This window comes from Thiogranum longum (assembly GCF_004339085.1).
GTDB classification, from domain to species: domain Bacteria; phylum Pseudomonadota; class Gammaproteobacteria; order DSM-19610; family DSM-19610; genus Thiogranum; species Thiogranum longum.
Genome location: NZ_SMFX01000001.1, coordinates 310,383 through 336,390, shown reverse-complemented (window position 1 = coordinate 336,390; position 26,008 = coordinate 310,383). Strand labels below are relative to the sequence as shown.

Genomic DNA, 26,008 nt, shown 5'->3' with positions numbered 1-26,008 from the left:
ATGAAAGTGACCCGATCATCCCGCCGTCAGCTGCAGTTACAGAACCTGATTTTTCTTGTCGGGCTTCTGACCATGGCCGGACTGCTTGGCTGGCTGAGCACACGCTATAATATCGAGGCCGACTGGACCAGCGGCGGCCGCAACAGCCTGTCAGTTGACAGCCGCAAGTTACTCGAGGAAATGGAAGGACCGGTTCATATTACGGCATTCGCACGCGACAACCCCGAACTGCGCGAGCATATTCATGATCTTGTGGCACGTTATCAGCGTCACAAGCCCGATGTTGAACTGCACTTTGTCAACCCGGATGCGGAGCCGGAACGTGTCCGTGAAATGGGTATTACACTGGATGGTGAATTACTGGTTGCCTACAACGGCCGCAGCGACAAGATACAGGACCTGTCAGAGCAGAGCCTGACCAATGCCCTGCTGCGTATTGCACGACCCAGTGCACGCAAGGTGGTCTTTCTGACCGGACACGGTGAACGCAACCCGCTCGGACAGGCCAACCACGACTTCGGACAGTTTGGCAAACTGCTTTCCGACAAAGGCATCCATGTCGAAACACTGATGCTCGCAGAAACGCCTGCAATACCCGGCGACACCAGCCTGCTGGTAATAGCAGACCCGCGCACACCACTGTTGTCCGGTGAAGTACAGCTCATCAACCGATATCTCCGACAAGGTGGTAACCTGCTGTGGCTGGTCGAACCCGGCGGCCTGGCCGGTCTGGAACCGGTCGCGGAAACACTCGGTATTGAGCTCCTGCCGGGCACCGTGGTAGACCCTACCACGCAACTGTTCGGTATCGATAACCCGGCATTCGCCATCATCCCCGATTATCCCATGCACGAAATTACACGTGGCATAGAAGGAAGAATCACGCTATTCCCGCAGGCCTGCGCGATTGACGTAACAGCACCGCCGGACTGGGAAGCACAACCCCTGTTGACCACGCTTGATCGCGCATGGACTGAAATCGGCCCGATCAGTGGAACCATCCGTTTTGACCAGGACAGTGACGAGCGCATGGGACCACTCGATATCGGCTATATCTTTACCCGTGAACGAGGTGATGAAGATCAGCTTGATCAGCAGCGTGCCGGGGTTATTTGTGACAGCGATTTTATCTCCAACACCTACCTGGGGAATGCCGGCAATATCGACCTTGGACTGGCCCTGTTCAACTGGCTTAACCACGACGACCGGTTCATCGCCATCACCGCGCGCACGGCCAGTGATGTCAACCTGGAGCTCGGCAAGTTTGCACAGGCGCTTATCGGCTTCGGTTTCCTGTTTGTCCTGCCTTTGGCGCTACTGTCGGCCGGTGTTGGCATCTGGTGGCGACGCCGTAACCGCTAAAACGGAACCCGATATGAAATCACGCTGGCTGACCAACATCCTGCTTTTCACTACCATTGTGATCCTTATACTGATCGCACGTTACGAACCCGGAATTGAAGAAGCCGACGTGGAGACGGTGATACCTCTAAATACCAGTGACATAGAACGGGTCAGCGTTACGCGCCCGTTGCGCGATGAGCTGCTGCTGGAAAAGGACAAAGACGGATTCTGGTGGATTATGCGTGAACCCCGGCTGCCCGCAGAGACCTTTCAGGTGAATGCACTGACACGACTGGCAGAACAAACTGTTACACGCAGTTACCCGGTCAGTGATATGAATCTTGGTCAGCTCGAGCTGGATCCTCCACGCGCCAGCCTGACACTCAACCAGACACGTATCGACTTTGGTGGCATCGACGCACTGGAGAACCAGCGTTACCTGCGGGTTGGCGATCAGGTCAAGCTGGTGCCCGATCTTTACCTGTACAGGGTTGAAGCAGGCTATACCCAGTTTGTACGACGGAAAATACTGCCTCAACACACTCACATCACGTCGCTGACACTTCCGGGTTTAACACTGGAAAAGGGGGACTCAGGCTGGTTACTTTCACCAACTCGCGATATTTCCGGTGATGATGTGCAGCAGTTTATCGATAGCTGGCAGGCGGCAACCGCCATTAATGTACGGGAGGCTGATAGCCAGCCGCAGGGAGAGCGCCTTACTATCCGGCTCGCCGAACAACAGCAGCCCGTCGAACTGGTTATTACTTCACGCAAGCCCGAGCTGGTACTTGCCCGGCCGGCTTTTGGTATCGAATACCGTATGGGCGACATTGCAGCGCGCCTGCTTGAACCTGCCCTGGCGGGTGGGCCACCGTAGTCCTGCCTGCCAAAACGATGCTCCATCAAGACTGACATAGCATGCCGGAACTGCCTGAAGTTGAAACCACGTGCCGGGGAATTGAACCTCACCTGACGGGAAAGCGCGTGCGCGGCCTTGTCGTGCGTCAGAAACAGCTACGCTGGCCGGTACCCGACACACTGGCGCACAATATTACCGGTGCACAAATAAGACGGGTAACACGACGCGCAAAATACCTGTTAATCGAAACTTCACGGGGTACGCTGATCATTCACCTTGGCATGTCCGGCAGTCTCCGTATCGTTGACGACACCCTGGCCCCGGACAAACATGATCATATCGACCTGCTCTACGGTAATGGCAAGTTACTACGCTATACCGACCCACGACGCTTCGGTGCCTGGCTGTGGTGCGAACAGTCGATTGACCGCCACCCGTTACTGACCTCACTGGGACCTGAACCACTCGCCGATGACTTCAACGGCGATTACCTGTTTAACAAATCACGTGGGCGCAAACTGGCTATCAAGTCGTTTATTATGGACAGTCACACGGTTGCGGGCGTAGGTAATATCTATGCCAATGAAGCCCTGTTTATGGCAGGCATTCATCCGCTTCGCGCAGCGGGGCGTATCAGCCGGGCGCGTCATGTTTTGCTGGCCGATGCAATACAGGCTGTTCTACGCGCAGCCATTCTCCAGGGAGGAACGACGCTGAGGGACTTCCTCAACAGTGAGGGAAAGCCGGGGTATTTCCAGCAATCGCTGGATGTATACGGCAGAACATCCGACCCTTGCCCGCGTTGCGGTACGCCCATACGCGAAACCCGCAGCAGTCAGCGATCAACGTTTTATTGCCCGCGCTGCCAGCATTAGGCAGGAAAATCCTAGCGTACACTGGCGAGCCCGCCGCCGCGCGGGTCGGAAGCCGCCTCCACCTTGCCGCTGGCGTAGTCGAAATACACTGCCTGCATATTACCCCAGGTCGAATCCAGCGGTTTCAGCAGATGCCCCTGTTCCTTTAGTGTCTGTTGTATGCGGGGAGATAATGCGCCCGGCTCAAACTGAATAACATCCGGCAGGTACTGATGGTGGTAACGCGGCAGCGCAACCCAGGAAGCCGGACCGTGACCGCCATGCATATCCAGAATGGCGAGCAACAGCATGGTGATAATACGACTGCCACCCGGCGTACCCAGTATGGCCACACCCTGTTCCGACTCGACAAACGTCGGCGTCATACTCGACAGCGGCCGTTTGCCGGGAGCAATGGCATTGGCCTCTGCGCCCACCAGCCCGTAGGCATTGGGGACACCCGGCTTGGCGGAGAAGTCATCCATTTCATCGTTCAACAGCACACCGGTGCCCGGCACAACAAAGGCTGCCCCGAACGGGTAATTGATACTCAAGGTGGCGGCAACCCGATTACCTTCACGATCCAGCACGGAGAAATGCGTGGTATCAGTTCCCTTCGAAAGACTCGCCACACCGGGTAACAGCCGGCTTGGGGTTGCACGTTGCGGATGAATCGAAGCGCGCAGACCGTCGGCATAGCGCATGTCCATCAGCAGCGGCACCGGGGCCTCGACAAAATCGGGGTCGCCAAGGTATTGGGCTCGATCACGATAGGCACGTCGCATGGCTTCAACCACAAGGTGAATGCGTTGTGCAGGTTCTGTCTGTTCAAGGGGATAAGTGGCCAGAATATTCAGCATGGTCGCCAGCCCGACGCCGCCGGAAGACGGTAGTGCGGCAGAAACAATACGCCGGCCCTGGTACTGAAAGCTGACCGGTTCGCGCTCGATAACGCGGTACTGCGCCAGATCATCCAGCGTCCAGATACCACCCGCCTTGCGGACACCCTCGACCAGACGCTCCGCAACCTTGCCCGTGTAAAAACCCGCTCTGCCACGGTCAACCAGTGCACGCAGGGTCTCCGCCAGTCCGGGCTGTCGAATCAGGACACCCTCGGCAGGCACCTCACCATTTTCGAGAAAGCGTCCTGCAGCAGCGGGGGACTTGCGCAGAGCCTCAACACGGAAGCGCGCCATGGCCCGGTAATGGCTATCCACCGGAAATCCGTCCTGCGCAAGGCGTATCGCCGGCGCCAGCGTTTGCTTCAACGGTAATCGGCCGTAATCTTTGGCCAGTCGTACAAGTGCCGCCGGCTCACCGGGGATACCGGCCGCCAGCGCGCCATCCATCGACAGCCCCGGTACGACATTATCCTGCTTGTCCAGGTACAGATCACGGTGCGCCGCCTGTGGTGCCTGCTCACGCCCGTCCAGCATCACCTGTTTGCCGTCACTGGCCCGGTGCAGCAACCAGAATCCGCCGCCACCGATACCCGAGCTGTAGGGTTCAACTACAGCCAGTGCCGCTGTTACTGCCACGGCCGCATCGAAAGCGTTACCGCCGGCTTCCAGGATCTGCATACCCGCCTGCGTTGCAAGCGGGTGCGCCGAGGCTATCGCCTGGCTGTCCGGGCGTGGCGGCGCTTGTCCATCTACAGCCAGCGCCGCCATCGGCAGGAGCAATCCAACCAGTGCACAGGGCCATATGCGCCGGCTTTTAGCCGGAATGTCAGTAGCAGGCATAAAAAAGGCTCCATCAAGGAGCCTGCGGAACTTCTTGACCAACGTTACTGCCATCAGGCCGTTTCCCCGGTCAGGCGACGGTACTTTTCCATCAGCTCATCACGGGTTTCCTCGACATCGGGGTTGAACGGAATACAGTCAACCGGGCAGACTTCTACACACTGCGAGGTCTCGTAATGTCCGACACACTCGGTACACAACGCCGGGTCAATCACGTAAATCTCGTCACCCTGGCTGATGGCACCATTCGGGCATTCAGGTTCACACACATCACAGTTGATGCATTCATCAGTAATCATCAAAGCCATGGTGACCTCCAGGGAAAACGGCGCACAATATAAGGATTATTTAATATTATCCCAATCGCCGCTTCAATGCAGCCACAACTTCCGCATGAACAAAGGGGGTAACGTCACCGCCCAGGGCTGCAATTTCGCGCACAAGACTCGACGAAACATAGGCATAGTGCTCGTCCGGCGTCATGAACAGGGTCTCGATCTCCGGCGCCAGCTGCCGGTTCATGCTGGCCAGCTGGAACTCATACTCGAAATCCGAGACAGCACGCAGCCCGCGCAGGATCACGCCTGCACCCTGTTCACGAACAAATTCCACCAGCAAACCACTGAACCCCTCGACAATCACGTTGTCGTGCTCCTTGAGCACCGAGCGCGCCAGCGTGATGCGCTCCTCCCAGTCGAGCGCCGGCAACTTGCCACTGTTTTCGTGGATGGCGACGATCACACGACCGAAGCGGCGAGCTGCACGTTCAATCAGGTCGCTGTGGCCATTGGTGATCGGGTCAAACGTTCCGGGATAAACGGCTATTTGCATATTGATCCTGTGGCGGCAGCTGTCAATGAATCCGTCCCGGCAATCTACGCATAACCGAACCTGCACACAACCACCGCCGATTGATTTTAATCACGGGCATCATGCTTTCGACGGTACAGGTAGTACCCCACATCCCCGGCCACCTTCGCTTTTTCCTGTATCCAGTCTTCGGGGAGAGCGGGTAACTGTGTCTGTTTCGGTAACTCCAGGTAGATACGCGCTCCCGGTTTTACGCAGTGACCGGCCACCAGAGCAGCCACACTGTTCGCCAATAACCGGCTATCGGAAAAAGGCGGATCGAGAAACACCAGATCGAACGAGGCGTTACAACTTTGAACCCAGCGTAAGGCATCAGTGCAGTGAACCTCGATGTTGACTCCATCAAGTTGATCACGACTCGCCTGTAACGCTTCTGCAACTGCAGGATTTCGCTCAAGCAAAACAACACAGTCCGCACCTCTTGAAGCTGCCTCGAAACCTAACGCGCCACTGCCTGCAAACATATCCAGGCAACAAGCGCCCGGTGCCAGCCCTGACAACCAGTTAAACAGGGTTTCACGAACACGGTCAGACGAGGGCCTCAATCCTTCTGCGTCAGGAAACGTCAGTTTGCGACCGCGCCAGCGGCCGGCAATGATTCTAACCTGGTTTGCAGAACTTGCCATGCCGCGCATGGTTGCGCAGCACGGCTTGCCCGGTCAACTGCTTTTACGAGTACCACGCGCCAGACGCGCCAGCCCGATCAATCCGGACGAAAACAGTAACAGGGCAGGGGGGGTCGGCACAGCGGCAACTGAAGCCACAATACCGGGAGTAGGAAATTCAAACACCGAAAAATCAACGCTATTATCATTGCTGTCCAGCGCCAGTGCCAGCCGCGCAATACTGAAGCCTGCAGCAGGATCAGGTGCAGACGCACCCTCTCCGGCAAAAAAATCTGTAGCCGAGAAAATACCGTATCCAACAGCATCCAGCACGGTATCGCCATTGCGTAATACGACCGAGTCAGGACCATTCTGGAAATCAGCAGCGGCTATAAAATCCGCATTGGCGACAGACGTCGTACCGCCGTTATCATCGCCAATCACGAAAACACCATCGGAGGGTACCAGGCCAGCCAGGTTGATGCTCTGATAGACCGAACCATTGCTACCGTTGACACCTTCCAGCACCAGGCCATCCAGACTCTCACCCGGTGAGCCGAACAGTTCTACAAAGACATTACCCGCATCCGGCCCACTGGCATCGTAGAAGATCTCCGATATTACCAATGCCGCATTTGCCGGCATTACGAAACCCATCCAAAGAACTACCGGTAAGGCGACCGCACATCCCTTGTGCTTTTCCATATTCTCCTCCTGAGAATGAAAGAATTATGAATACTGGCGGCTTAAAGCCAGAGAGTCGCCAGATTAGTGGCTCGCGAGAGGCATTTCATTGCAAGACGGCTTAATCTGTCGTCAGGGATTCCGTTACAATCTCGTAATCCCTGGCCTACTGTGAGGGCCTGGCCGCCTCGGGACGGCCACCGACAATGACCGTTACCATTTTCTCCGGGTGAATACGCCGTTTCCAGGCATCGAGAATCTGCTCGACCGTGACTGCCTCGACATGTGCGGTAAAGGTATTCAGATAATTCAGCGGCAGGTCGTAAAACCCTATCACGGCGAGATATTCAGAGATCTTGCTATTGCTGGCGACACGCAGCGGGAAACCACTGACAATATTGCTCTTTGCTGCCGCAAGTTCCTTGCCGGTCGGCCCCGACGCGATAAAACCGGACAAGGTATCACGTAATACCTGCAATGCTTCCTCGCGCTGGTCATTACGTGTCTGAAAGCCCAGCTGATACGGACCCTTCTTCTTCATCGGGATAAAATAGCTGTAGGCACTGTACGCAAGACCGCGTTTTTCACGAATCTCTTCGCTGATACGTGACACCAGGCCACTACCGCCAAGAATGTGATTACCGACATACAACGGAAAATAGTCCGGGTCCTTTCGGCGCAACCCCGGCTGCCCCATCAACACGTGACTCTGGCTGGACGGGTGCTCGATTAACACCTCACTGCCTTTGACGGGCTCCGTCACCGGGGGTAACGGTGGCGGTTTGCTCCCTTCCGGCAGGCTGTCTGCAAGTCGCGCTGCAATCTTGCGTGCCTGCGATTCATCGAGCGAGCCAACAATAACAACCGTCGCATTGCGTGCAACATAGTAGTGTTTGTAGAAGGCCTGCAGATCCACCACATCCAGCGCTTTCACGCTGTCTTCCGTACCTGCAGGATGGCTTGCATAGGGGTGCTCACCATATAATTTTCTATAGAAGTTTTTTTTGGCAATCGCCGCCGGCTTCTGTTTCTCGTATTGCAGACCGATCAACATCTGCTTCTGCTGGCGGGCGAAATCTTCCGCAGGGAAATCCGGCTTTGCCAGTACCTTGCCAAACAACTCCAGTGAAGGCTCAAGTAAGCCGGGATCGACCAGGCTGCGCAATGATACCCACGCCATATCGCGCATCGAGCCCCCTCCCAGTTCCGCGCCACGTTGCTCGAGACCGCGTGCGATCTCATCAGCGCTCAATCCACCTGCGCCCTGGTCCAGCAACGCACTGGTCAGTTTCGCAACCCCCGGCTGCTTGCCATCACGTGAACTTCCGGCATCAAATACCAGCCGCACGTCTACCATAGGCAATTCAGGCGCAGCGACAAACAGTACTTTCGCGCCCCTGCTTGTGTGCCAGCTTTTTATATCGGGGAGTGCCTGTGCGGCACTTGTCAAGGCAGTGAGTATCGTTGCAAGCGCAACTGTTAAGAGCTTCTGCATAACGCTTCCTTGTAGAGATCGCGGTCTAGCGTACATGGCCACTCCCTCCGCGGCGTGGCGGGTGATCGGGATCGATGGGCTGGGGTACCAGCTCGGCGACCGTCAGGTGATCATCGATCAGGTACTTTTTCGCTACTGCCATCACCTGTTCCGGGGTGACGGCCTGAATCTGCCTGTGATAGTGCCCGGCTTCACGCCAGCCCAGACCCACCGTTTCCAGTATGCCTATCTGCATGGCCTGGTAGAAAATCGAATCCTGCTCGTAGACCTTCTGTGCACGGATCTGTGCCTTGACCCGGTCCAGCTCCTGTTTCCCGACGGGTTCTTCCTTGAGCTTCTGCAGTTGCTCGCGCAACGCTGTCTCCAGCTCTCTGGCCGAATGCCCGCGCGAAGGTGTTCCGGACAGCAGGAACAGACTCTGCAAGCGGTCGTGAGCGTCATAACTGGCACTGGCACTGGCGGCAATGGATTTGCCACGCACCAGCTCACTGGCCAGCCGCGCTCCACTCCCACCGTCCAGTACACCTGCCAGCACTTCCAGTGCATAAGGCTCCCACTCCATTGACTTGTCAGCCGTCAGCACCACCGGCGCCTTGTATCCCATCATAAGATAGGGCAACTCGGCCGGTGCCTTTACCTGCAGGCGTTTGATACCCAGCTGCTCAATTTCCCTGCGTGGTTTGACAGGCTTGATATCACTCGGCTTCAGCGGCCCGAAATAACGGCGCGCCAGTTCCAGTACTGCATCCGGGTTGACATCGCCTGCGACAACCACGGTTGCATTGTTGGGCGCATACCATTGCCGGTACCAGTCACGCAGGTCATCAATTTGCATTGATTCAAGATCATCCATCCAGCCGATCACCGGGATACGGTAGGGGCTGCTGACATAGGCCGTCGCGTTGAACTGTTCCCAGGTCAGTGATTGAGGATTATCCTCGGTGCGCATACGACGCTCTTCCATCACCACCCGAACTTCCTTGAGAAACTCTTCCTCGGGCAATGTCAGATTGCGCATGCGATCGGCCTCCAGCTCAAAACTGGTTTTCAGCCGGCTTTTCTCCATGGTCTGGAAGTATGCCGTGTAATCCTGGCTGGTAAACGCATTCTCACGCCCGCCATTTTCCGAAATAATGCGTGAGAATTCACCGGCCGGGTGCGCCTTTGTACCCTTGAACATCATATGCTCCAGCACGTGCGATACTCCGGTGATCCCGTCATGTTCATAGCTGGAACCCACCTTGTACCACACCTGCGACACCATAACCGGTGCCCGGTGATCCTCTTTCACGATCAGCTTGAGACCGTTGTCGAGCATGTATTCATGCACCGCCGGGGCGGCCTGGGCCAGGCTGATGCCCAGACCGAGAACGAGCGCGAGTAATCCTCGCATCTTTGACTCCTTTTTCGTCCTATCCGTAAATGAGGGGGAATGATAGGATACACAGACCCAAGTGGACAGCAAAAACGATGTTTGGTTTCGGCAAAAACAAATCTTCAACGTCTGACAACAACGCCGACACGGCACAGGAACAGGCCAGCAAGCCCGGTTTGTTCGGTCGCCTGAAAGCCGGCCTGTCGAAAACCCGCGGCGGCCTCACTGAAGGTATCGCCAGCCTGGTCCTGGGCCATAAACAGATCGATGATGAACTTCTCGAAGACCTGGAAACCCGGCTCCTGACGGCAGATGTCGGTGTTGAGGCCACCCAGGCGATTATCGACGACCTGACGCACCGGGTCGCGCGCAAACAACTGGCTGATGCCGACGCACTGATGTCGGCGCTGCAGGAAGACATGACCGCCATGCTCACGCCGGTTGAAGCCCCGCTTGAAATTCCTGAATCGGATCAACCCTTCGTACTGTTGATGGTTGGCATTAACGGTGCTGGCAAAACAACGACCATTGGCAAAATCGCCAGACGACTCAAGGATGAAGGTCGTTCTGTAATGCTTGCGGCCGGCGACACGTTCCGTGCCGCGGCCGTAGAGCAGTTACAGACCTGGGGAGAGCGCAACGATGTACCGGTCATCGCCCAGCAGCAAGGGTCCGACTCGGCCTCTGTTATTTTCGATGCGCTGCAGGCCGCACAGGCACGTCATGTTGACGTGCTGATTGCCGATACCGCCGGCCGCCTGCACACCCAGTCCAACCTGATGGAAGAACTGAAAAAAATCCAGCGGGTACTCGGCAAGCTCGACCAGGCCGCACCACACGAAGTCATGCTGGTCGTTGATGCAGGTACCGGACAGAATGCACTTAACCAGGCGCGTGAATTCAACCAGGCCATGAACCTTACCGGGATCACCCTGACCAAGCTCGACGGCACGGCCAGGGGCGGTATCATATTCGCGATTGCCAAGCAGCTGGGCATCCCGATCCGGTTTATCGGCGTCGGGGAGAGTATTGAGGATCTGCGCCCTTTCAACGCCCGGGAATTTGTCAATGCCCTGTTTGACCGCGACTGAAACATCGCACCTGCCACAAACCACCCGCTACCGACATGATTCGCTTCGATAACGTCAGTAAACGCTACCCCGGCGGCAAAGACGCCTTGCACGCCGTCAACCTGCACATGCCCGCCGGGAGCATGGCTTTTCTGACCGGGCATTCAGGTGCAGGCAAGAGTACCCTGCTGAAACTGATTGCCCTGCTCGAACGCACCACACGCGGCCAGCTTTTTCTCGATGGCGAAAACCTGTCGCGCGCACCTAAACGGCGCATACCAATGGTGCGACGCAAGATTGGCATGATTTTCCAGAACCATCGTCTGCTATTCGATCGCACGGTGTTCGACAATGTTGCCTTGCCACTGGTCATTGCCGGCCACCGCCACCAGGAAATCGGCAGGCGTGTACGCGCCGCACTCGACAAGGTGGGTTTACTGGGCCATGAACGTGCTTTTCCCATCACCCTCTCCGGGGGTGAACAGCAGCGTGTGGGCATTGCCCGCGCAGTCGTCAACAAACCCAAACTGCTGCTGGCCGATGAGCCTACCGGCAACCTGGATCCTGACCTCTCGCGCGATATCATGCATCTGTTTGAGCAGTTCAACCAGGTTGGCGTCACAGTCCTGATTGCCAGCCACGACCTCGACCTGATATCGCGCATGCCCTATGAGCGGCTGCACCTTGAACACGGGCAACTCCTTAACAGCGGTGAGGTCGCCATGGCATGAGACTGCCTCAACCCATCCATAACTATTTCGTGCGGCATATCCAGGTGGCACTGAACAGTCTCGGGCGCCTGTATCGCACACCACTGGCATCGTTGATGACGATTGCCGTTATCGGTATCGCACTGGCGCTGCCGTCCGGCCTCTATCTGCTCACCGGTAACCTGCAAAAACTCGGGGCACAATGGGATGGCGGTGCAAACCTGTCCGTGTTTCTCCGCAAATCCGTGTCGCTTGAACAGGCGCGCACATTGAAGGGCAGGCTCGCACAGTGGCCAGAAATCGATTCACTGCAGCTGATCACACCAGAACAGGCACTGGCGGAATTCCGCGAGCTTTCCGGCTTCGGACAGGCGCTGGATCTGCTCGATGACAACCCGCTACCGGCAGTGCTGGCAATCAAACCGGCCTCGGGACATGCAACTGCGGTTGCAGCAGAATCGCTTACAGAAAAGTTACGTGCATTGCCTGAAGTGGAACTGGCTCAGCTGGACCTGCAATGGGTCAAGCGCTTCAATACCATCATGGAGATTGTTCAGCGCACTATCAGGGTCATGGCAGCACTGCTGGGGCTCGCGGTTCTGCTTATCATCGGCAACACTATCCGCCTTGAAATACAGAGCCGCCGCGAAGAAATCGAAATCACCAAACTTATCGGCGCCACCGATGGCTTCATCCGTCGACCTTTTCTCTATGCCGGCCTTTGGTATGGCATATTCGGCGCACTGGTGGGCGCACTGATGGTTGAAGTTGCACTGCTTCAACTCCTTGACCCGGTTCGGCGTCTGGCCGGGCTGTACCAGAGCAGCTTCAGCCTGGAAATCCTGACCTCCGGTGAACTTTTCTACCTGCTGACTGGAGGTTCCTTACTCGGCCTGGCAGGGGCATGGATCGCTGTAGGGCGCCATCTTTCGGCAATCGAACCTCAATAGCACCGACCAGGCAAGACCCGCTTTTTTTTCAGATATTTGCTCAAGTTTCCGGATCAAGAACCCGATAAGAGTGGATGCAGGAATAATACGCCCAATAACAAAAATCTGAAAAACAGGCCTTCTCCATGCCCCGAAAACTAAATCGCATTCTGGTGGTAGATGGTTCGGAAGTTGCCCGCACCATTATCACCCGTATTTTCAATGAAGAAATGCCAGACACCAAAATAACCACCTGTGGCACGGTGCAGGAAGCCTGCGCCTGGCTGGAACGCAGTCATTTCGATCTGATTACTACAGCACTCATGCTGCCTGACAAAGATGGCATTGAGCTATGCCGCTATGTGCGCGCCTCAAAATTTCACCACTACACACCAACCATCGTGGTATCAGGCGATGCTGACACCCGCCTGCTTCGTGAAGGCTTCGCCGCCGGCGTTACCGATTATTTTGACAAATCACTGGGCTACCATGCGTTTGCATCCTTCATCATGGAGTTCACCTTGCGTCACTCTGGCCTGGTTGGACGTATCCTGTACGTAGAGGACAGCCAACTGACTGCAACCGTCATGCTCAGCCTGATGGAACGCCATGGCTTGCAGGTGACGCATACCACGCACGCCGAGGAAGCTATCCAGCTGCTGCGTGACACATCGCCCGGGGGCGTACGTGAAGACGAATATTTCGATATTGTCATCACTGACTTCTACCTGCAGGGGCGCCTGACCGGCGGAGACCTCCTGCATGCCATTCGCACGCGCTTCCATTATTCTCAACAGGAAATGCCAGTACTGGTACTGACGGGTTCCGAATCCGGTGAAAAACAGGTTGAGGTTTTTCATGCAGGCGCCAATGATTTCGTCTCCAAGCCGATTGTGGAAGAAGTGCTACTGGCACGTATTCGCTCACTGCTGACTATCCGTCAGCAATTCGCTGCCCTGAAACGGCAGACCGACGAAATGCACAAGCTGGCCATCACTGACAGCCTTACCCGGGTGTACAACCGACGCTATCTACTTGATCATGGCGAGCACTTCGTCACCAACCGACACAACCACCCGGTAGCAGCAGTTTTGCTGGATATCGACCATTTCAAGAAAATTAACGACAAATTCGGGCATATTACCGGCGATCGCGTACTTGAAGCACTTGGTAAACTACTGCTGGACCTGCTACCGGACAATGCCTTGCCTGTACGCTTCGGTGGCGAGGAATTTGCCCTGCTGGTGCCACGGTGCGCCGCCAGGGATGCACATACCTGCGCAGAACAGTTGCGCATCAGCATTGAGGCACTGCGCCCGGCTAATGTCCCCATTACGGTCAGCATAGGACTGGATACCAACCAGGCAAATCCCGGCATGACGCTGACCCAACTGATCGGAAATGCCGATCGCGCCCTGTATGCCGCCAAGGCCCAGGGCCGTAACCAGGTCTGCGCCTGATTCCAAAAAATCTGCTTATCGTGATGGAAAAAATGGAACTTTCACGGCGATTAGCACTCTTATCCCGCGAGTGCTAAAATCAACCGTAGCTAAAACCCTGGAGGCCATTCGAACAATGAGCAATGCACTGGTTTCAACGTCAGTAACCACTCTACCGGTTCCCGGCGAGCAGCTGAGCACATATCTGGCAGCCGTTAACCGAATTCCGATGCTCACTGCAGAACGTGAACGCGAGCTGGCGGTTCGTCTGCGTGATAACGGCGATCTCGATGCTGCCCGCGAAATGGTTCTGTCACATTTGCGCTTCGTGGTCAAAATTGCCCGTGGCTACAAAGGTTATGGATTGCCGCTTGCCGACCTGATCCAGGAGGGCGGAATTGGCCTGATGAAAGCCGTGCGCCGCTTCGACCCCGATGTCGGCGTGCGTCTTGTGTCCTTTGCCGTACACTGGATTCGTGCCGAAATACATGAATATGTACTGCGTAACTGGCGCATCGTCAAAGTCGCTACCACCAAAGCGCAGCGCAAACTGTTCTTCAACCTGCGCAGCGCCAAAAAGCGGCTCGGGTGGCTGAATCGCGAGGAAGTCGAGTCCGTGGCCAAGGATCTGGGTGTCAGCCCCGAAACGGTGCTGGAAATGGAGTCGCGCCTGAGTGGCCAGGATGTCGCCTTTGACCCGCTTGACAGCAGTGATGAGGAAGACGGCGGCTGGACGCCCGCGGCCTATCTGACGGCTACTGGAGAGCAGGACCCGGCCAATGCCCTGGAAGCTGTCGACTGGGAACAGCAAAGCAACCAGCAACTCGCCAATGCACTGTCACAGCTCGATGAGCGCGCACGCACCATTCTCGAACAGCGCTGGCTGACCGAAGACAAGGTGACGCTGCAGGAATTGGCAGATCGCTATGGCATATCTGCCGAGCGCATCCGCCAGCTGGAAAAAAATGCTATCAAGAAACTGAAAGACCTGATGGCATAAATACGCCACTGATGAAAACAAAAACGGCCCGAAAGGGCCGTTTTTTATGCCATCACGCTAACCCCGTCAGGCAAAAAATACGACTGACAGAAAGCTCAACCAGGCGATTACCACCAGTGCAATCACTATCGTCATCGGCAGACCCTGAAACGTAAACATAGGCTAGTCCTCAACTTCGGTGACGCCCGATCGGCCACCCTGGAATATTAGCGCTATCTTATCTTACTCATCATCATCCTTCAATTGCGGCTTGCGCGGGATACGCGGATCATCATCATCCATCAGTATCCTGTGCGCAGGTCCCTCCAGGTCCTCGAACTGCCCGGAGCGAATGGCCCACAGGAACACCCAGATGGCGATACCCATGATAATCAGGCTGACAGGAATCAACAAAAAAAGAATATTCACATTAAACGCCTCAACCTTGCCGCAATCGCAGCGCATTCAGTACAACCACCAGCGAACTGGCCGACATGCCAATGGCCGCCATCCAGGGCGCTATTTGACCGCCCGCCGCCAACGGGACGGCTATCACATTATAAACCAGTGCCCAGCCGAGGTTCTGGCGAATGACCGTCAGGGTGCGCCGGCTGGTTCGTACAGCATTCACCAGGTGTGGCAATTGTTCTGACAGCAGCACCATGTCGGCACTGGCGTGTGCCAGCTGGGTACCACCGCCCATAGCGATCGATACCTGCGCAGCAGCCAGCACCGGCGCATCATTGACGCCATCACCGACCATGGCCACAACGGCGCCCTGCGCCTGAAGGTCGCGAATACGTGCCAGCTTGTCTTCCGGCCGACAACGCGCCTGAGCACGATGAATACCCAGTTGCCCGGCGATATGCTGCACGGCCTGTTCTTCATCACCGCTCAGTAGCTCGATTTCCAGCCCCAGTCGACGTAGTCCGTCGAGCGCTTCGCGTGCCTTGTCCCGCAATGGATCGGTGAATGTGAAGTGTGCCAGCAGACTGTTTTCATCCCCCAGCACTACCCCGCCCGGTAACGGCTGGCCGGTCGTAGTCGACAATAGCTTGCTGACAAATGCTGCCGTTCCTATGCGATAACGGCGCCCCCCGACTATCCCCTCGATACCTTCACCGGGGGTAGCCAGCAATGATCCGGCTTCATTAACGGTTTCCGCCTCGCGGCACAGCGCGTGTGATATCGGATGTTCCGACGCCTGCTCCAGGGATGCCGCCAACAGCAGACATTGCTCACGATCCAGGCTGGACAACAACTCGATCCCCGCCACTGAAAGTCGGCCTTCTGTCAGCGTACCCGTCTTGTCGAAAATCATATGACTGGCATGTGCCAGGGTTTCCAGGGCGTGCCCGCGTGTGGTCAGTACGCCCAGCCGCGTCAGGGCGCCGGTTGCCGCTGTTACCGCCGCCGGTGTCGCCAGCGACAGTGCGCAGGGACAGGTCACCACCAGTACAGAAAGTGTGATGGCGAACGCGTGTGCCGGGTCATGCTGCCACCACCACCAGGCTACACCGGTAGCCAGTACCAGTAATGCGCCAACAAACCAGCCGGCGATACGGTCAGCCACTCTTGCCACTGAAGGCTTTTCTGTCTGCGCGCGATCAAGCAGGCGGACGATAGCGGACAACACCGTCTCTTCGCCGACTTTTTCGATTTCCACTACCAGCGGGCTTTCGATGTTTACGGTGCCGCCCACCAGCAGATCTCCAGGCTGACGCCGGCACGGCCGGCTTTCGCCTGTCAGTAAAGACTCATCCACTGAACTCTGTCCATCGACGACCCGGCCGTCAGCCGGCACACTTTCTCCCGGGCGCACCAGCACCCGGTCTCCCACAGCCAGGTCGGCTACAGGCACGCGCCGCTCACCGCCCTCTTCCAGCCGCGCCGCTGTCGCCGGCAACAGCTTGACCAGTTCCTCCGCCGCCTGACCGGCACGATGCCGGGCACCCATTTCGAGGAACCGGCCGGCCAGCAGAAAAAACGTGAACATAGTGACCGAATCAAAATAGATATCACCCTTTCCTGTCACTGTCGCCCATGCACTGGCGAGAAAAGCGGCGCTGATCGCCAACGTCACCGGCACATCCATACCCGGCCGGCGGCGCTTCAGGTCACGCCAGGCGCTGGCAAAAAACGGGCGGGCCGAGTACAGCACGACCGGCAGTGTCAACAACAGGCTTACCCAGCGCAGGAAGTTGCGCAGCCCGGCATCCATACCCTCTGCCTCACCGGCATACAGGGCGACTGCCAGCATCATGACCTGCATCATGCCCAGCCCCGCAACCGCCAGGCGGCGCAGTGCACGAGTACGTTCCCGCTTGTATACCTGCTCCTGGCGCCCTGGATCGAACGGGTGAGCGTGATAGCCGATGGCGCTGATCGCTTCCAGAATTTCACTGAGATGAATTCGCGTGTTGTCCCAGCTGACCCGGGCACGATGCGTAGAATAGTTCACGGAAAAATCGAGCACACCGGGCAGGGATTTTACATGTCGTTCGTTCAACCAGACACAGGCGGCGCAGACAATCCCTTCAAGAATCAATGAGGCTTCACGCCTGTCGCCAGGTTGCTGGCGAACAAAACTCTTCTGCAGATCATCACGATCGAATAATGCCATCTCATCAAGCTGTTCCGGCACCAGGTCGCGTGCCTGTGGCGATTTCTCTGTGCGATATCGATAGAAGTCGCTCAGACCACCTTCGACAATGGCACGCGCCACAGCCTGGCAACCGCGGCAGCACATCGGTTGCGCCTTACCATCAATTTCAACACTGTAATCTGATCCCGGCGGGACAGGCAGCCCGCAATGAAAACAATCCGCTTTACCGGAACCTTTGCTCAAGGCGCAGATTCCCCGGCGCCAACCGAGGTTTCCGCATGAATCTCGTGCAACTGATCACCACGACGGATCTGCAGTACCAGCTGCCACATACCCGGATCGGGCAGCACGAGTTCTCCGCGATAAAGTCCCGGCTCAATTTCGACAAGTTCAAACGACTGGTCCAGCCGGCTGTCCGAGGGGCGCTGGAAAACGCCGCCAACCGTGGCGAAGGCCACGGCTGCACCATCGCGTTCTGTCACCCTGACCTGGAAAACCTCCGGGCGACCTGCAAGCGGTTTCTCCAGCCAGCCTTTGCTGACCTGCCAGCCACGCGCCTGCTGCTGTTTAACCTGTTCAAGATAGGCGTTGTAGAGAGATTCTTTTTTCTGGAAGTCACGTGCGACCACGCCGGGGAACACCGAGTTCACCGTTTCGGACTTGTGCTGTTTCGGTAACAGGCGGTCAGCTACCGGTTGAGGCAGGCCCTGTTTTGAAATCACCACCAGCACGCCATCCAGCGCGAACAGGGCGACGAAAAATATGACGATAATTGCAGGACCCCAGTGAAACCAGCGCTGATCCTTTGCGCCGGCACGCTGTCGCTGCTCCCGCGCTGAACTGATAATACCCAGAAGATAGGCCGACACCAGCAACACAGCAACATACATGGCCAACACATCTGCGCCTGGCCAGTCGAGCAGACTGTCGATGAACACGGCCGTTATTGCCAGCATCGCCACGATGACGGCAGCCTGACGGCCATTCATCGGCGTCAGACGGTAAAGCGCAAGAAACACCAGCACTTCGACACCGACGCCCAACGGCAATGCCAGCAAGGACTGCAACATCAGCTATCGCCGCCCGGCATGTAAAAGGTTGCAGGCGCACTGATCATACCAATCTCCGGTTGTGTCTGTGGAATCAGGTCAAATTCGAAACTGCGCGAACCCTTGTGCCTGTTTCCACTGTTCCAGCGGACCCGCGCATGCACGCGCAAGCTGCGTTGTGGCCCGATTTCAACTGACGAAAGCTTGCCGACATCAAGCTCGGCTCCGGCCAGACCGCGCATCATAATGGCCAGCTTTAACGGCTGGTCAGTCTTGTTCTCGATATGCAACTCATAACTGTTTTGCACCCGCCCGTCAGACAAACGCACGAACAGGGGCTGGCGTACCTGCACCACCGACATCTCCAGCGGCGCCTGGTTGCTGACACCCCACAACAATGCGGCAATTGCCGCCAGCAGCACCAGGCCATAAGCGATCGTTTTGGGTTTAAGTATCCGGCTCTCTTTGCCCTCCGCCTGTTTCTCGGAAGTATAGCGAATCAGTCCCTTGTCCCAGCCCAGCGAACCCATAATCGTGTCACAGGCATCAATACACAGCGCACAACTGATGCATTGCACCTGCAGGCCATTGCGAATATCAATACCGGTCGGGCATACCTGCACACAATATCCACAGTCGATACATTCGCCAACACCCTGCTGTTGACGCTGCTCAAGCGTTTTCAGATCACGCGTGACCTTGTGTCGACCGGCCTTTCCTTCACCCCGCGCCACGTCGTAAGCGACAATGCGCGTGTCCTCATCGAACATAACCGACTGGAAACGTGCGTAGGGGCACATATAGGTACACACTTGTTCGCGTGCCAGCCCGGCCATGACATAGGTCGTTATAGTGAGGAACAGCGTTGTTGCGTAGGCAGCAAACGGGGCCTTGCCGGTGAACCATTCAACAATCAGTTCAGGTGCATTTCCCCAGTACAGGGTGAAGGTCAACCCGGTCAGGAAGGCCGCCGCAAGCCACAGGATATGCGTAAGCACCTTGCGCAGGAACTTGTTCGCAGTCCACGGCGACTTGTCCAGGCGTATCCGTGCCACTCGGTCGCCCTGCACCAGCCGCTCGATCAGCAGGTAAAGATCCGTCCACAGCGTCTGGAAACAAAAATAGCCGCAGAACACCCGACCGGCAATACTGGTTACAAAAAACAGCAGCAACGCAGCGACCAGCAGAAAGCCGGTCAGCCAAAACAGGTCCTGCGCATGCATGACAAGATCGAAGAGATAGAACTTGCGGTCGGCAATATCAAATAAAACCGCCTGATCCGGGCCTGCATTTCGCTCCCAGCGCAACCAGGGCAAAAGAAAATAGACACCATAGGCAAACGTGAGAATGCCCCATTTCAGCGTCCTGAACCGCCCCTTGACGGAACGTGGATAGATTGGGATACGCGCCTGGTACAGTACCTGACTGGCAGAATCTGTCATAGTTGCAGAACGCGTACCCGGATGCTTCTCGCGGGACTACTGGCCGCCCCCGAGTTCATGAACATAGACCGTCAGCAGCTTGATCTGGGTTTTGTCCAGGCGGTCCGACCAGTGCGGCATGGTGCGTTGTACACCATTGGCAACTACAGCTTTTACTGCCGCCCTTTTCTGTGCCGGCGCATCCGCACCAGGCACATCGGCAATTGTCCAGATCTGGTCAGTCAGGTTCGCGGAACCCTGTGACTTCATACCTTTGCCGTCAGTTCCGTGACAGTAATAGCAGCCACCCGCGCTGGTCTGGAACAGGCGCTTTCCGCGTTGTGCAGATGCAGAATCTGTTTCCTGTCCTGACAGTGACAGCACGTATGCAGCCACGTCATCAAGCTGCTGATCATTGAAAGTTTCGCGAAATGACGGCATAAAACCATAACGGCCGTCGGAAATGGTTGTCTGGATATCTTCTACCGTACCACCCCACAACCAGTCGTCGTCTGCCAGGTTCGGAAACAGACCCATCACGCCACCACCACCGGCCCCGTGACAGGGCATGCAATTATCGCCAAACAGGCCAACGGCCATTGAGCGGGTAAAGGCCATCATCTCGGCATCACCGAGGATCGTTTCATAATCTGCACCCTGAACCTTCTCCAGGTACTCCCTGCTCAGGGTCGCTGACTTGCCTTCCTGCAGGTCCTTCAGCAGTAATGCGCGCGTATTCCAGTGCATGGTTTTCTCTGTGCCATCACTGTCAACAAAGGTAATATTATTCATTACACCGGTCGTGTAGCTGCTACCGACCGGCCACGCCGGATAAAAAATCCAGTACACAACCGCGAACACCACCGTTGCATAAAATGCCCACAGCCACCAGTTCGGCAAAGGATTGTTGAATTCCTGGATATCACCATCCCAGGCGTGACCCGTGGTCTGTACCGCAGACTGGGGCTTCTTGGTATCACTCATCTTTTTTTACCTCGCCGTCGCCGGCATCCGGGTCCAAATCATCATCCTGCAGGGGAATATATTTATACGACTCCAGTCTCTGGCTCCGCTTCTTTCCCGTATACACGTAAAGTAAAATTCCGCAAAAAGCCACGAAGAACAGTAACAACGCAACGATCTTGCTGTTCTCGAACCTCGTAAACCAGATCAGCCAGTCAGGCATCGCACTCCCCCTGCACGGGCCTAGCGGAATTCTGCAAAGTAACCTTCGTTGTACTTGGTAAAATCCACCATCGTGCCAAGCACCTGAAGGTAGGCTACCAGTGCGTCCATCTCGGTGATCCGTGAACGCTGACCATCGAAATCGTTGGCGAGTGCCTGCGACATGAGATTCTCTTCAGCGTTTAATATATCCAGTTTGTCTGCAACGACCTTTCCGAACTGTGCAACATTACGGTCGTATTCATCCTGGGTTTCGGAGTACGGAACACCGGCCATCTTGAGTGCGCGCATGCGGTCCTGCACATCCGAGTAATCCAGCTCATGTTCCAGCAGCCAGGGGTAATTGGGCATAACCGATTGCGGTACTACGGACCGCGGGTTGACCAGATGCGCTACATGCCACTCATCCGAGTACTTTTTGCCGACACGAGCGAGATCCGGACCTGTACGTTTTGAACCCCACTGGAACGGATGATCGTACTGGGACTCTGCCGCCAGGGAATAGTGGCCATAGCGCAAGTCTTCATCGCGAAACGGGCGGATCATTTGTGAATGGCACAGGTAGCAGCCTTCTCTCTGATAGATATCACGACCACGTAATTCGAGCGCAGTATAAGGTCGCACACCTTCCACATCCTCAACCGTATCGTTAATAAAGAACAGCGGAACAATTTCAACCAGACCGCCGATGCTTATCACGATCATCGTCAGGATAATCAACAAGCCCGCATTGGTTTCTATACTTTCATGCTTTATCACTTTTCTCTACTCCGAAATCAGGCGCGTGCCATTTTGGCTGCAAGCTTCGCTTCCAGCTCGGCAGCCTCCGCGTGTGCGTTGCGTATGGTCATGTAGACGTTATAGGCCATCACGACTATACCCGACAGGAAGAACAGGCCGCCTAGCGCACGAACCACGTACGGGTTATGAAGGAACGCCACGGTTTCAACGAAGGTATAGGCCAGGTTGCCGTAATCGTCGAAACTGCGCAGCATCAGACCCTGGAATATACCGGCCACCCACATGGCGGTGATATAGAGAACGATACCGATGGTTGCCAGCCAGAAATGAACGTACACCAGACGCGTGCTGTAGAGGCGTGTGTCATACAGACGCGGAATCATGTGATAGAAGGAGCCGAATGTCACCATCGCCACCCAGCCAAGCGCGCCGGAATGCACGTGCCCGATAGTCCAGTCAGTATAGTGTGACAATGCGTTCACACTCTTCAGTGACATCAACGGGCCCTCGAAGGTAGACATACCATAGAACGACAACGCCGTGATCAGGAACAACATGATCGGGTCCGTACGCAGTCTGTCCCAGGCACCGGATAGCGTCATGATGCCATTGATCATGCCGCCCCACGACGGTAATAACAGCATGATGGAGAACGTTGCTGCCAGTGTTGAAGTCCAGTCAGGTAATGCTGTCCAGTGCAGATGGTGGGCGCCCACCCACATGTACAGGAAGGACAGCGCCCAGAAATGGACGATAGACAATCGATAGGAATAAACCGGTCGACCTGCCTGCTTGGGCACAAAGTAATACATCATGCCCAGGAATGCGGCGGTGAGGAAGAAGCCCACTGCATTATGGCCGTACCACCACTGGGTCATGGCATCCTGCACGCCGGAGAACAGACTGTAGGATTTCATGCTGAACATTCCGACCGGAATGGCCAGATTATTGAAGATGTGCAGTATGGCCGTAGCCAGTATGAACGCCATGAAAAACCAGTTCGCCACATAAATGTGGGGCTGGGAACGACGACGCAGTGTCTGGACGTAAATCAGGAAATACACCACCCAGGTCACTGTGATCAGCAGGTCAATCGGCCACTCAAACTCGGCGTATTCGCGTGACTGCGTATAACCCAGCATGTAACTGACAGCACCCAGCGCAACAGCAGCCTGCCAGCCCCAGAACGTAAACGAAGCCATCCAGTCACTGTAGAGACGTGTCTGACAGGTACGCTGAACAATATAATAGGACGTTGCAAAAAGCGCACTGCCACCGAAACCAAAAATAACCAGCGTGGTGTGCACAGGCCGTAATCGACCGAAGGTAATTGCCGGGATATCGAAGTTCAGAAACGGCCAGGCAAGTTCCGATGCGATATAAACGCCGGCGCTCATACCGAGCACGCCCCACACCAGCGCCATAAAGGCAAACTTGCGGATGATTTCGTAGTTGTACTGCTGTGTAGTTCCCATAGCGGCCTGTGCCATTTTCCTGCCTCGTATGTGCGATCTGGCGAATAACCCGAAAAGTGGGTCATAAAATCGTTACATTCTAATATACGCAACTACCCTTGGTAAAGTCCCCGTTATTTAAAAGGGATATCCCCCAGGCAGAAAGTGGGTAAACGCGAAGTGCGCTCCCACAGTTACCCGTAACCCGGCAAATCAGTGTAGCCCAGGAAGCGTCACCGTGGAGGTGGCCCGGCTATTCAGCCAACCCCGTCAGTCGTAGCAGGTAAGGAACGTAGTGGTCGACAAGCAGGAAGGCAAACAGCGCCATCAGGTAAATGATTGAATAGCCAAACATCTTCATCGCCTGCCTGTCACTCTCATCATGCATCAATGCCCAGGCATGATAAAGAAAGCCGGCTCCCAGCCCCAGTGCTCCGGCGAGATAGAACAGTCCGCTCATATGCGTGACAAACGGCAGGATCGTTACCACAACGAGCAGGATGGTATACAACATCACTTGCAGGCGCGTGAACGGTACGCCGTGAGTAACCGGCAACATGGGAATATCGACCTTGGCGTACTCACTGCGACGGTGAATAGCCAGCGCCCAGAAGTGCGGTGGCGTCCAGACAAAGATGATCAGGAACAGCAGCAATGCATGCGGATCAACCGTCCCGGTCACGGCCGTCCAGCCCAGTACCGGCGGAGCAGCGCCAGCAGCACCCCCGATCACAATATTCTGCGGCGTGGCACGCTTCAGGTAGAGCGTGTATATGACAGCATAACCGATCAATGAGGCGAAGGTCAGGATAGCTGTGAGCATATTGACGAACTGCACCAGAATCCACATTGCCAACGCCCCCAGTACCAGCGCAAAGATCAGGCAACTGCGGCTGGTCATGGCGCCGCTTGCGACCGGCCGGTTACGCGTACGCGCCATCTGCGCATCAGCATACTGGTCAACAACATGATTGATTGCCGCGGCCGATGCAGCCGCCATACCAATGCCCAGGGTACCGAAAACCAACGGCTGCCAGGGGACCATACCAGGTACGGCGAGAAACATTCCGACCAGCGCGGTGAACACAATCAGCGCCACCACCTTGAGCTTGCATACTCCCAGGTAGTCCCGCCAATGCGTGCCCAGCGCCGCTGTCATTGAATAGCCCATGCCCGTCCCCGGCGCCGGTCTGGCGCGCGTCAGCAAATTGATAGAGCCGGGTATTTTAACCCAATCCGGAGTACTTTAAGAGTCTTTCCAGATCCTTGGTGATTCCGCGCGGTACCGTGTCAGGCTCATAACTCATCATCAGGTTGCCCATCGGGTCAACCAGGTACAAACGTCCGGAGGAATAAGGGTCTGCACCATCTTCCAGCCTGAAACTGTTTATCAGACTGTCTGCCTGGCCACCAGACTGTATATTGCCAATAACAAGCCCCGGGAAGTGCTTCGCCAGTTCGAGGCGTTGTGCTTCGCCGATGCCTTCGGTATTCCACAGAAATAGTCGCTGCAGACGTTTGATGTTCTTACCCTGCGTCAGGCGTACCTGGCGCATCTTGTAGAGCTGATCCACACAGGGTTTTTCGCAAGCGCCTTCAGCAAGATACACAAACGTCCATTTACCTCGCAGAAAATTCTGGTCGACCGTGTCAGTCCCGATACCCTGCAAATGGAAGGCCGGCAACGGTCGCGCCGGTACCACCAGTTCACCGTGATTCATGGTATCGGTCGGCCGAAACTCCGGGAACACGAAAAACACCAGCCAGGCCAGAATAACCGGTGCTGCAAATACCAGTAACAACAAAACCAGCGCCGCCCGCGAGCGGGTTCTGGAAACAATTTTATTCATGAGCCTTGTCTACTTTGCTTGTATTAACAACGAGATAAATAATCAGTAGCGTCAATGCCAATCCGAACCACTGTACCGCGTACCCCTCGTTGCGTTCGGGGCCATAGGTCAGCGGATGCCAGTCGCGCACAAAACCATCACCAGTATCACTTTCCAGTAACAAGATCAGCGGCATGAGCGGGTATCCCAGCTCTTTTTCAAACAGCTCTATCTGAACCGCCTGTACGCGCCACGGCCAGCCTTTACGCGGCTCCTCGTCGGCCAGCATAAATATCTTGTCCGACGGCAACTTGATACGCGCAATAATGTGCTGCTTGCCTGCCGGTACCGGCAGGTCGGGCAAAGCATCCCGGTTGTTGCCCAGCGGCACCCATCCCCGGTTTACCAATACCCTGCGTTCTGTCCCATCCAGCACAAACGGGGTAAGAACCTGATAACCTACCCTTCCATTATATGTACGGTTGTCCAAAAGAAGCTGCCGGGCACCATCGAAATGCCCGCTCGCAACAACCACCCGATAACCCATACCCTGGTAATTTTCACGTAATGGATCAAGCCGTAACGGGGCATCATTAGTTTCAGCCCGGTACTCTTCCAGTAGTGCACGCTTCTGCGCAGCCCTGTCCAATTGCCAGAATCCCAGCGAAACCAGAATCCCGAACATAATCAGGGTTATCAAAGTTGGCCAGAGGCCGGGGCGAAATTCCAGACTGCCAAATCGCATGCCGCGAGCCTACTGACCGTG

26 protein-coding genes are annotated in these 26,008 nt (G+C 56.0%); 8 read left to right on the top strand and 18 right to left on the bottom strand.

Features of this window, described 5'->3' with window-relative positions:
* The 3 genes from DFR30_RS01605 to mutM are packed head-to-tail and all read left to right on the top strand — an operon-like array spanning nt 1 to nt 3,081.
* On the top strand, nt 1-1,362 hold the full coding sequence (locus DFR30_RS01605; protein ID WP_132971003.1) for a GldG family protein: 1,362 nt from the start codon (nt 1-3) through the stop codon (nt 1,360-1,362).
* Nucleotides 1,363-1,375: 13 nt separating this feature from the next.
* The gene (locus DFR30_RS01600; RefSeq protein WP_132971002.1) at nt 1,376-2,224 is read left to right on the top strand and encodes a DUF4340 domain-containing protein; all 849 of its coding nucleotides are present in this window, start codon (nt 1,376-1,378) and stop codon (nt 2,222-2,224) included.
* Between the two features lie 41 nt (nt 2,225-2,265).
* Nucleotides 2,266-3,081, top strand: a complete 816-nt coding sequence (gene mutM / locus DFR30_RS01595) for a bifunctional DNA-formamidopyrimidine glycosylase/DNA-(apurinic or apyrimidinic site) lyase (protein ID WP_132971001.1) — start codon at nt 2,266-2,268, stop codon at nt 3,079-3,081.
* Between the two features lie 11 nt (nt 3,082-3,092).
* Here mutM and ggt read toward each other — a convergent pair whose 3' ends face one another.
* The 7 genes from ggt to DFR30_RS01560 form a co-directional block, all read right to left on the bottom strand.
* The gene (gene ggt / locus DFR30_RS01590; protein WP_424565395.1) at nt 3,093-4,802 is read right to left on the bottom strand and encodes a gamma-glutamyltransferase; all 1,710 of its coding nucleotides are present in this window, start codon (nt 4,800-4,802) and stop codon (nt 3,093-3,095) included.
* Between the two features lie 53 nt (nt 4,803-4,855).
* The gene (locus DFR30_RS01585) at nt 4,856-5,110 is read right to left on the bottom strand and encodes a YfhL family 4Fe-4S dicluster ferredoxin (protein ID WP_132971000.1); all 255 of its coding nucleotides are present in this window, start codon (nt 5,108-5,110) and stop codon (nt 4,856-4,858) included.
* 46 nt (nt 5,111-5,156) lie between these two features.
* The gene (coaD, locus tag DFR30_RS01580; protein WP_132970999.1) at nt 5,157-5,633 is read right to left on the bottom strand and encodes a pantetheine-phosphate adenylyltransferase; all 477 of its coding nucleotides are present in this window, start codon (nt 5,631-5,633) and stop codon (nt 5,157-5,159) included.
* Nucleotides 5,634-5,719: 86 nt separating this feature from the next.
* Nucleotides 5,720-6,298, bottom strand: coding sequence for a 16S rRNA (guanine(966)-N(2))-methyltransferase RsmD (gene rsmD / locus DFR30_RS01575; RefSeq protein WP_243640648.1), 579 nt, complete (start codon nt 6,296-6,298; stop codon nt 5,720-5,722).
* A gap of 33 nt (nt 6,299-6,331) precedes the next feature.
* Entirely contained in the window at nt 6,332-6,982 is a 651-nt protein-coding gene (locus DFR30_RS01570) for a lamin tail domain-containing protein (protein ID WP_132970997.1), read from the bottom strand.
* A gap of 145 nt (nt 6,983-7,127) precedes the next feature.
* A complete protein-coding gene (locus DFR30_RS01565) occupies nt 7,128-8,456 on the bottom strand; it encodes a M16 family metallopeptidase (protein ID WP_132970996.1) in 1,329 nt (442 codons plus the stop codon).
* Between the two features lie 25 nt (nt 8,457-8,481).
* A complete protein-coding gene (locus DFR30_RS01560) occupies nt 8,482-9,849 on the bottom strand; it encodes a M16 family metallopeptidase (protein ID WP_132970995.1) in 1,368 nt (455 codons plus the stop codon).
* A gap of 77 nt (nt 9,850-9,926) precedes the next feature.
* Between DFR30_RS01560 and ftsY the strand changes: the two genes are divergently transcribed.
* The 5 genes from ftsY (at nt 9,927) to rpoH (ending at nt 14,979) form a co-directional block, all read left to right on the top strand.
* Nucleotides 9,927-10,922, top strand: a complete 996-nt coding sequence (gene ftsY, locus DFR30_RS01555) for a signal recognition particle-docking protein FtsY (protein ID WP_132970994.1) — start codon at nt 9,927-9,929, stop codon at nt 10,920-10,922.
* 35 nt (nt 10,923-10,957) lie between these two features.
* Entirely contained in the window at nt 10,958-11,632 is a 675-nt protein-coding gene (gene ftsE, locus DFR30_RS01550) for a cell division ATP-binding protein FtsE (RefSeq protein WP_132970993.1), read from the top strand.
* Nucleotides 11,629-12,561 carry a permease-like cell division protein FtsX gene (ftsX, locus tag DFR30_RS01545; protein ID WP_132970992.1) on the top strand — a complete coding sequence of 311 codons (933 nt, stop codon included), beginning with the start codon at nt 11,629-11,631 and terminating at the stop codon, nt 12,559-12,561. The genes ftsE and ftsX overlap by 4 nt, the downstream gene beginning before the upstream one ends.
* Before the next feature lie 125 nt (nt 12,562-12,686).
* Nucleotides 12,687-14,000: a diguanylate cyclase gene (locus DFR30_RS01540; protein ID WP_132970991.1), complete on the top strand. Its 1,314-nt coding sequence runs from the start codon at nt 12,687-12,689 to the stop codon at nt 13,998-14,000.
* Nucleotides 14,001-14,115: 115 nt separating this feature from the next.
* Complete coding sequence (gene rpoH / locus DFR30_RS01535; RefSeq protein ID WP_132970990.1) at nt 14,116-14,979, top strand: RNA polymerase sigma factor RpoH; 864 nt, start codon at nt 14,116-14,118, stop codon at nt 14,977-14,979.
* A gap of 222 nt (nt 14,980-15,201) precedes the next feature.
* Here rpoH and ccoS read toward each other — a convergent pair whose 3' ends face one another.
* The 11 genes from ccoS to DFR30_RS01480 form a co-directional block, all read right to left on the bottom strand.
* Entirely contained in the window at nt 15,202-15,387 is a 186-nt protein-coding gene (ccoS, locus tag DFR30_RS01530) for a cbb3-type cytochrome oxidase assembly protein CcoS (protein ID WP_132970989.1), read from the bottom strand.
* Nucleotides 15,388-15,397: 10 nt separating this feature from the next.
* Nucleotides 15,398-17,806, bottom strand: coding sequence for a heavy metal translocating P-type ATPase (locus DFR30_RS01525; protein ID WP_341539288.1), 2,409 nt, complete (start codon nt 17,804-17,806; stop codon nt 15,398-15,400).
* Nucleotides 17,803-18,633: a FixH family protein gene (locus DFR30_RS01520; RefSeq protein WP_132970988.1), complete on the bottom strand. Its 831-nt coding sequence runs from the start codon at nt 18,631-18,633 to the stop codon at nt 17,803-17,805. The genes DFR30_RS01525 and DFR30_RS01520 overlap by 4 nt, the downstream gene beginning before the upstream one ends.
* The gene (gene ccoG, locus DFR30_RS01515; RefSeq protein WP_132970987.1) at nt 18,633-20,054 is read right to left on the bottom strand and encodes a cytochrome c oxidase accessory protein CcoG; all 1,422 of its coding nucleotides are present in this window, start codon (nt 20,052-20,054) and stop codon (nt 18,633-18,635) included. The genes DFR30_RS01520 and ccoG overlap by 1 nt, the downstream gene beginning before the upstream one ends.
* Before the next feature lie 36 nt (nt 20,055-20,090).
* Nucleotides 20,091-21,017 carry a cytochrome-c oxidase, cbb3-type subunit III gene (gene ccoP, locus DFR30_RS01510; protein WP_132970986.1) on the bottom strand — a complete coding sequence of 309 codons (927 nt, stop codon included), beginning with the start codon at nt 21,015-21,017 and terminating at the stop codon, nt 20,091-20,093.
* Complete coding sequence (locus DFR30_RS01505; protein ID WP_132970985.1) at nt 21,010-21,219, bottom strand: CcoQ/FixQ family Cbb3-type cytochrome c oxidase assembly chaperone; 210 nt, start codon at nt 21,217-21,219, stop codon at nt 21,010-21,012. Before DFR30_RS01505 ends, ccoP begins: the two co-directional genes overlap by 8 nt.
* A 20-nt stretch (nt 21,220-21,239) precedes the next feature.
* Nucleotides 21,240-21,974, bottom strand: coding sequence for a cytochrome-c oxidase, cbb3-type subunit II (gene ccoO, locus DFR30_RS01500; protein WP_132974344.1), 735 nt, complete (start codon nt 21,972-21,974; stop codon nt 21,240-21,242).
* A 20-nt stretch (nt 21,975-21,994) separates the two neighbouring features.
* Complete coding sequence (ccoN, locus tag DFR30_RS01495; RefSeq protein ID WP_132970984.1) at nt 21,995-23,449, bottom strand: cytochrome-c oxidase, cbb3-type subunit I; 1,455 nt, start codon at nt 23,447-23,449, stop codon at nt 21,995-21,997.
* Between the two features lie 217 nt (nt 23,450-23,666).
* Nucleotides 23,667-24,584, bottom strand: coding sequence for a heme o synthase (gene cyoE / locus DFR30_RS01490; RefSeq protein ID WP_207891785.1), 918 nt, complete (start codon nt 24,582-24,584; stop codon nt 23,667-23,669).
* A gap of 55 nt (nt 24,585-24,639) precedes the next feature.
* Entirely contained in the window at nt 24,640-25,263 is a 624-nt protein-coding gene (locus tag DFR30_RS01485) for an SCO family protein (RefSeq protein WP_132970983.1), read from the bottom strand.
* A complete protein-coding gene (locus DFR30_RS01480; RefSeq protein WP_132970982.1) occupies nt 25,256-25,987 on the bottom strand; it encodes an SURF1 family protein in 732 nt (243 codons plus the stop codon). The genes DFR30_RS01485 and DFR30_RS01480 overlap by 8 nt, the downstream gene beginning before the upstream one ends.
* Between the last annotated feature and the right edge of the window lie 21 nt (nt 25,988-26,008).

What these genes read in the sequence shown, in the direction of transcription:
- ftsE (WP_132970993.1), top strand. Translation starts at nt 10,958, where the DNA reads ATGATTCGCTTCGATAACGTCAGTAAACGCTACCCCGGCGGCAAAGAC.
- DFR30_RS01570 (WP_132970997.1), bottom strand. Translation starts at nt 6,982, where the DNA reads ATGGAAAAGCACAAGGGATGTGCGGTCGCCTTACCGGTAGTTCTTTGG.
- ccoG (WP_132970987.1), bottom strand. Translation starts at nt 20,054, where the DNA reads ATGACAGATTCTGCCAGTCAGGTACTGTACCAGGCGCGTATCCCAATC.
- DFR30_RS01605 (WP_132971003.1), top strand. Translation starts at nt 1, where the DNA reads ATGAAAGTGACCCGATCATCCCGCCGTCAGCTGCAGTTACAGAACCTG.
- ftsY (WP_132970994.1), top strand. Translation starts at nt 9,927, where the DNA reads ATGTTTGGTTTCGGCAAAAACAAATCTTCAACGTCTGACAACAACGCC.
- DFR30_RS01565 (WP_132970996.1), bottom strand. Translation starts at nt 8,456, where the DNA reads ATGCAGAAGCTCTTAACAGTTGCGCTTGCAACGATACTCACTGCCTTG.
- mutM (WP_132971001.1), top strand. Translation starts at nt 2,266, where the DNA reads ATGCCGGAACTGCCTGAAGTTGAAACCACGTGCCGGGGAATTGAACCT.
- ftsX (WP_132970992.1), top strand. Translation starts at nt 11,629, where the DNA reads ATGAGACTGCCTCAACCCATCCATAACTATTTCGTGCGGCATATCCAG.
- rsmD (WP_243640648.1), bottom strand. Translation starts at nt 6,298, where the DNA reads ATGGCAAGTTCTGCAAACCAGGTTAGAATCATTGCCGGCCGCTGGCGC.
- coaD (WP_132970999.1), bottom strand. Translation starts at nt 5,633, where the DNA reads ATGCAAATAGCCGTTTATCCCGGAACGTTTGACCCGATCACCAATGGC.
- DFR30_RS01540 (WP_132970991.1), top strand. Translation starts at nt 12,687, where the DNA reads ATGCCCCGAAAACTAAATCGCATTCTGGTGGTAGATGGTTCGGAAGTT.
- DFR30_RS01520 (WP_132970988.1), bottom strand. Translation starts at nt 18,633, where the DNA reads ATGTTGCAGTCCTTGCTGGCATTGCCGTTGGGCGTCGGTGTCGAAGTG.
- ccoP (WP_132970986.1), bottom strand. Translation starts at nt 21,017, where the DNA reads ATGAGTGATACCAAGAAGCCCCAGTCTGCGGTACAGACCACGGGTCAC.
- ggt (WP_424565395.1), bottom strand. Translation starts at nt 4,802, where the DNA reads ATGCCTGCTACTGACATTCCGGCTAAAAGCCGGCGCATATGGCCCTGT.
- DFR30_RS01600 (WP_132971002.1), top strand. Translation starts at nt 1,376, where the DNA reads ATGAAATCACGCTGGCTGACCAACATCCTGCTTTTCACTACCATTGTG.
- DFR30_RS01560 (WP_132970995.1), bottom strand. Translation starts at nt 9,849, where the DNA reads ATGCGAGGATTACTCGCGCTCGTTCTCGGTCTGGGCATCAGCCTGGCC.
- cyoE (WP_207891785.1), bottom strand. Translation starts at nt 24,584, where the DNA reads ATGGGCTATTCAATGACAGCGGCGCTGGGCACGCATTGGCGGGACTAC.
- DFR30_RS01585 (WP_132971000.1), bottom strand. Translation starts at nt 5,110, where the DNA reads ATGGCTTTGATGATTACTGATGAATGCATCAACTGTGATGTGTGTGAA.
- DFR30_RS01480 (WP_132970982.1), bottom strand. Translation starts at nt 25,987, where the DNA reads ATGCGATTTGGCAGTCTGGAATTTCGCCCCGGCCTCTGGCCAACTTTG.
- DFR30_RS01505 (WP_132970985.1), bottom strand. Translation starts at nt 21,219, where the DNA reads ATGCCTGACTGGCTGATCTGGTTTACGAGGTTCGAGAACAGCAAGATC.
- rpoH (WP_132970990.1), top strand. Translation starts at nt 14,116, where the DNA reads ATGAGCAATGCACTGGTTTCAACGTCAGTAACCACTCTACCGGTTCCC.
- ccoN (WP_132970984.1), bottom strand. Translation starts at nt 23,449, where the DNA reads ATGGCACAGGCCGCTATGGGAACTACACAGCAGTACAACTACGAAATC.
- DFR30_RS01485 (WP_132970983.1), bottom strand. Translation starts at nt 25,263, where the DNA reads ATGAATAAAATTGTTTCCAGAACCCGCTCGCGGGCGGCGCTGGTTTTG.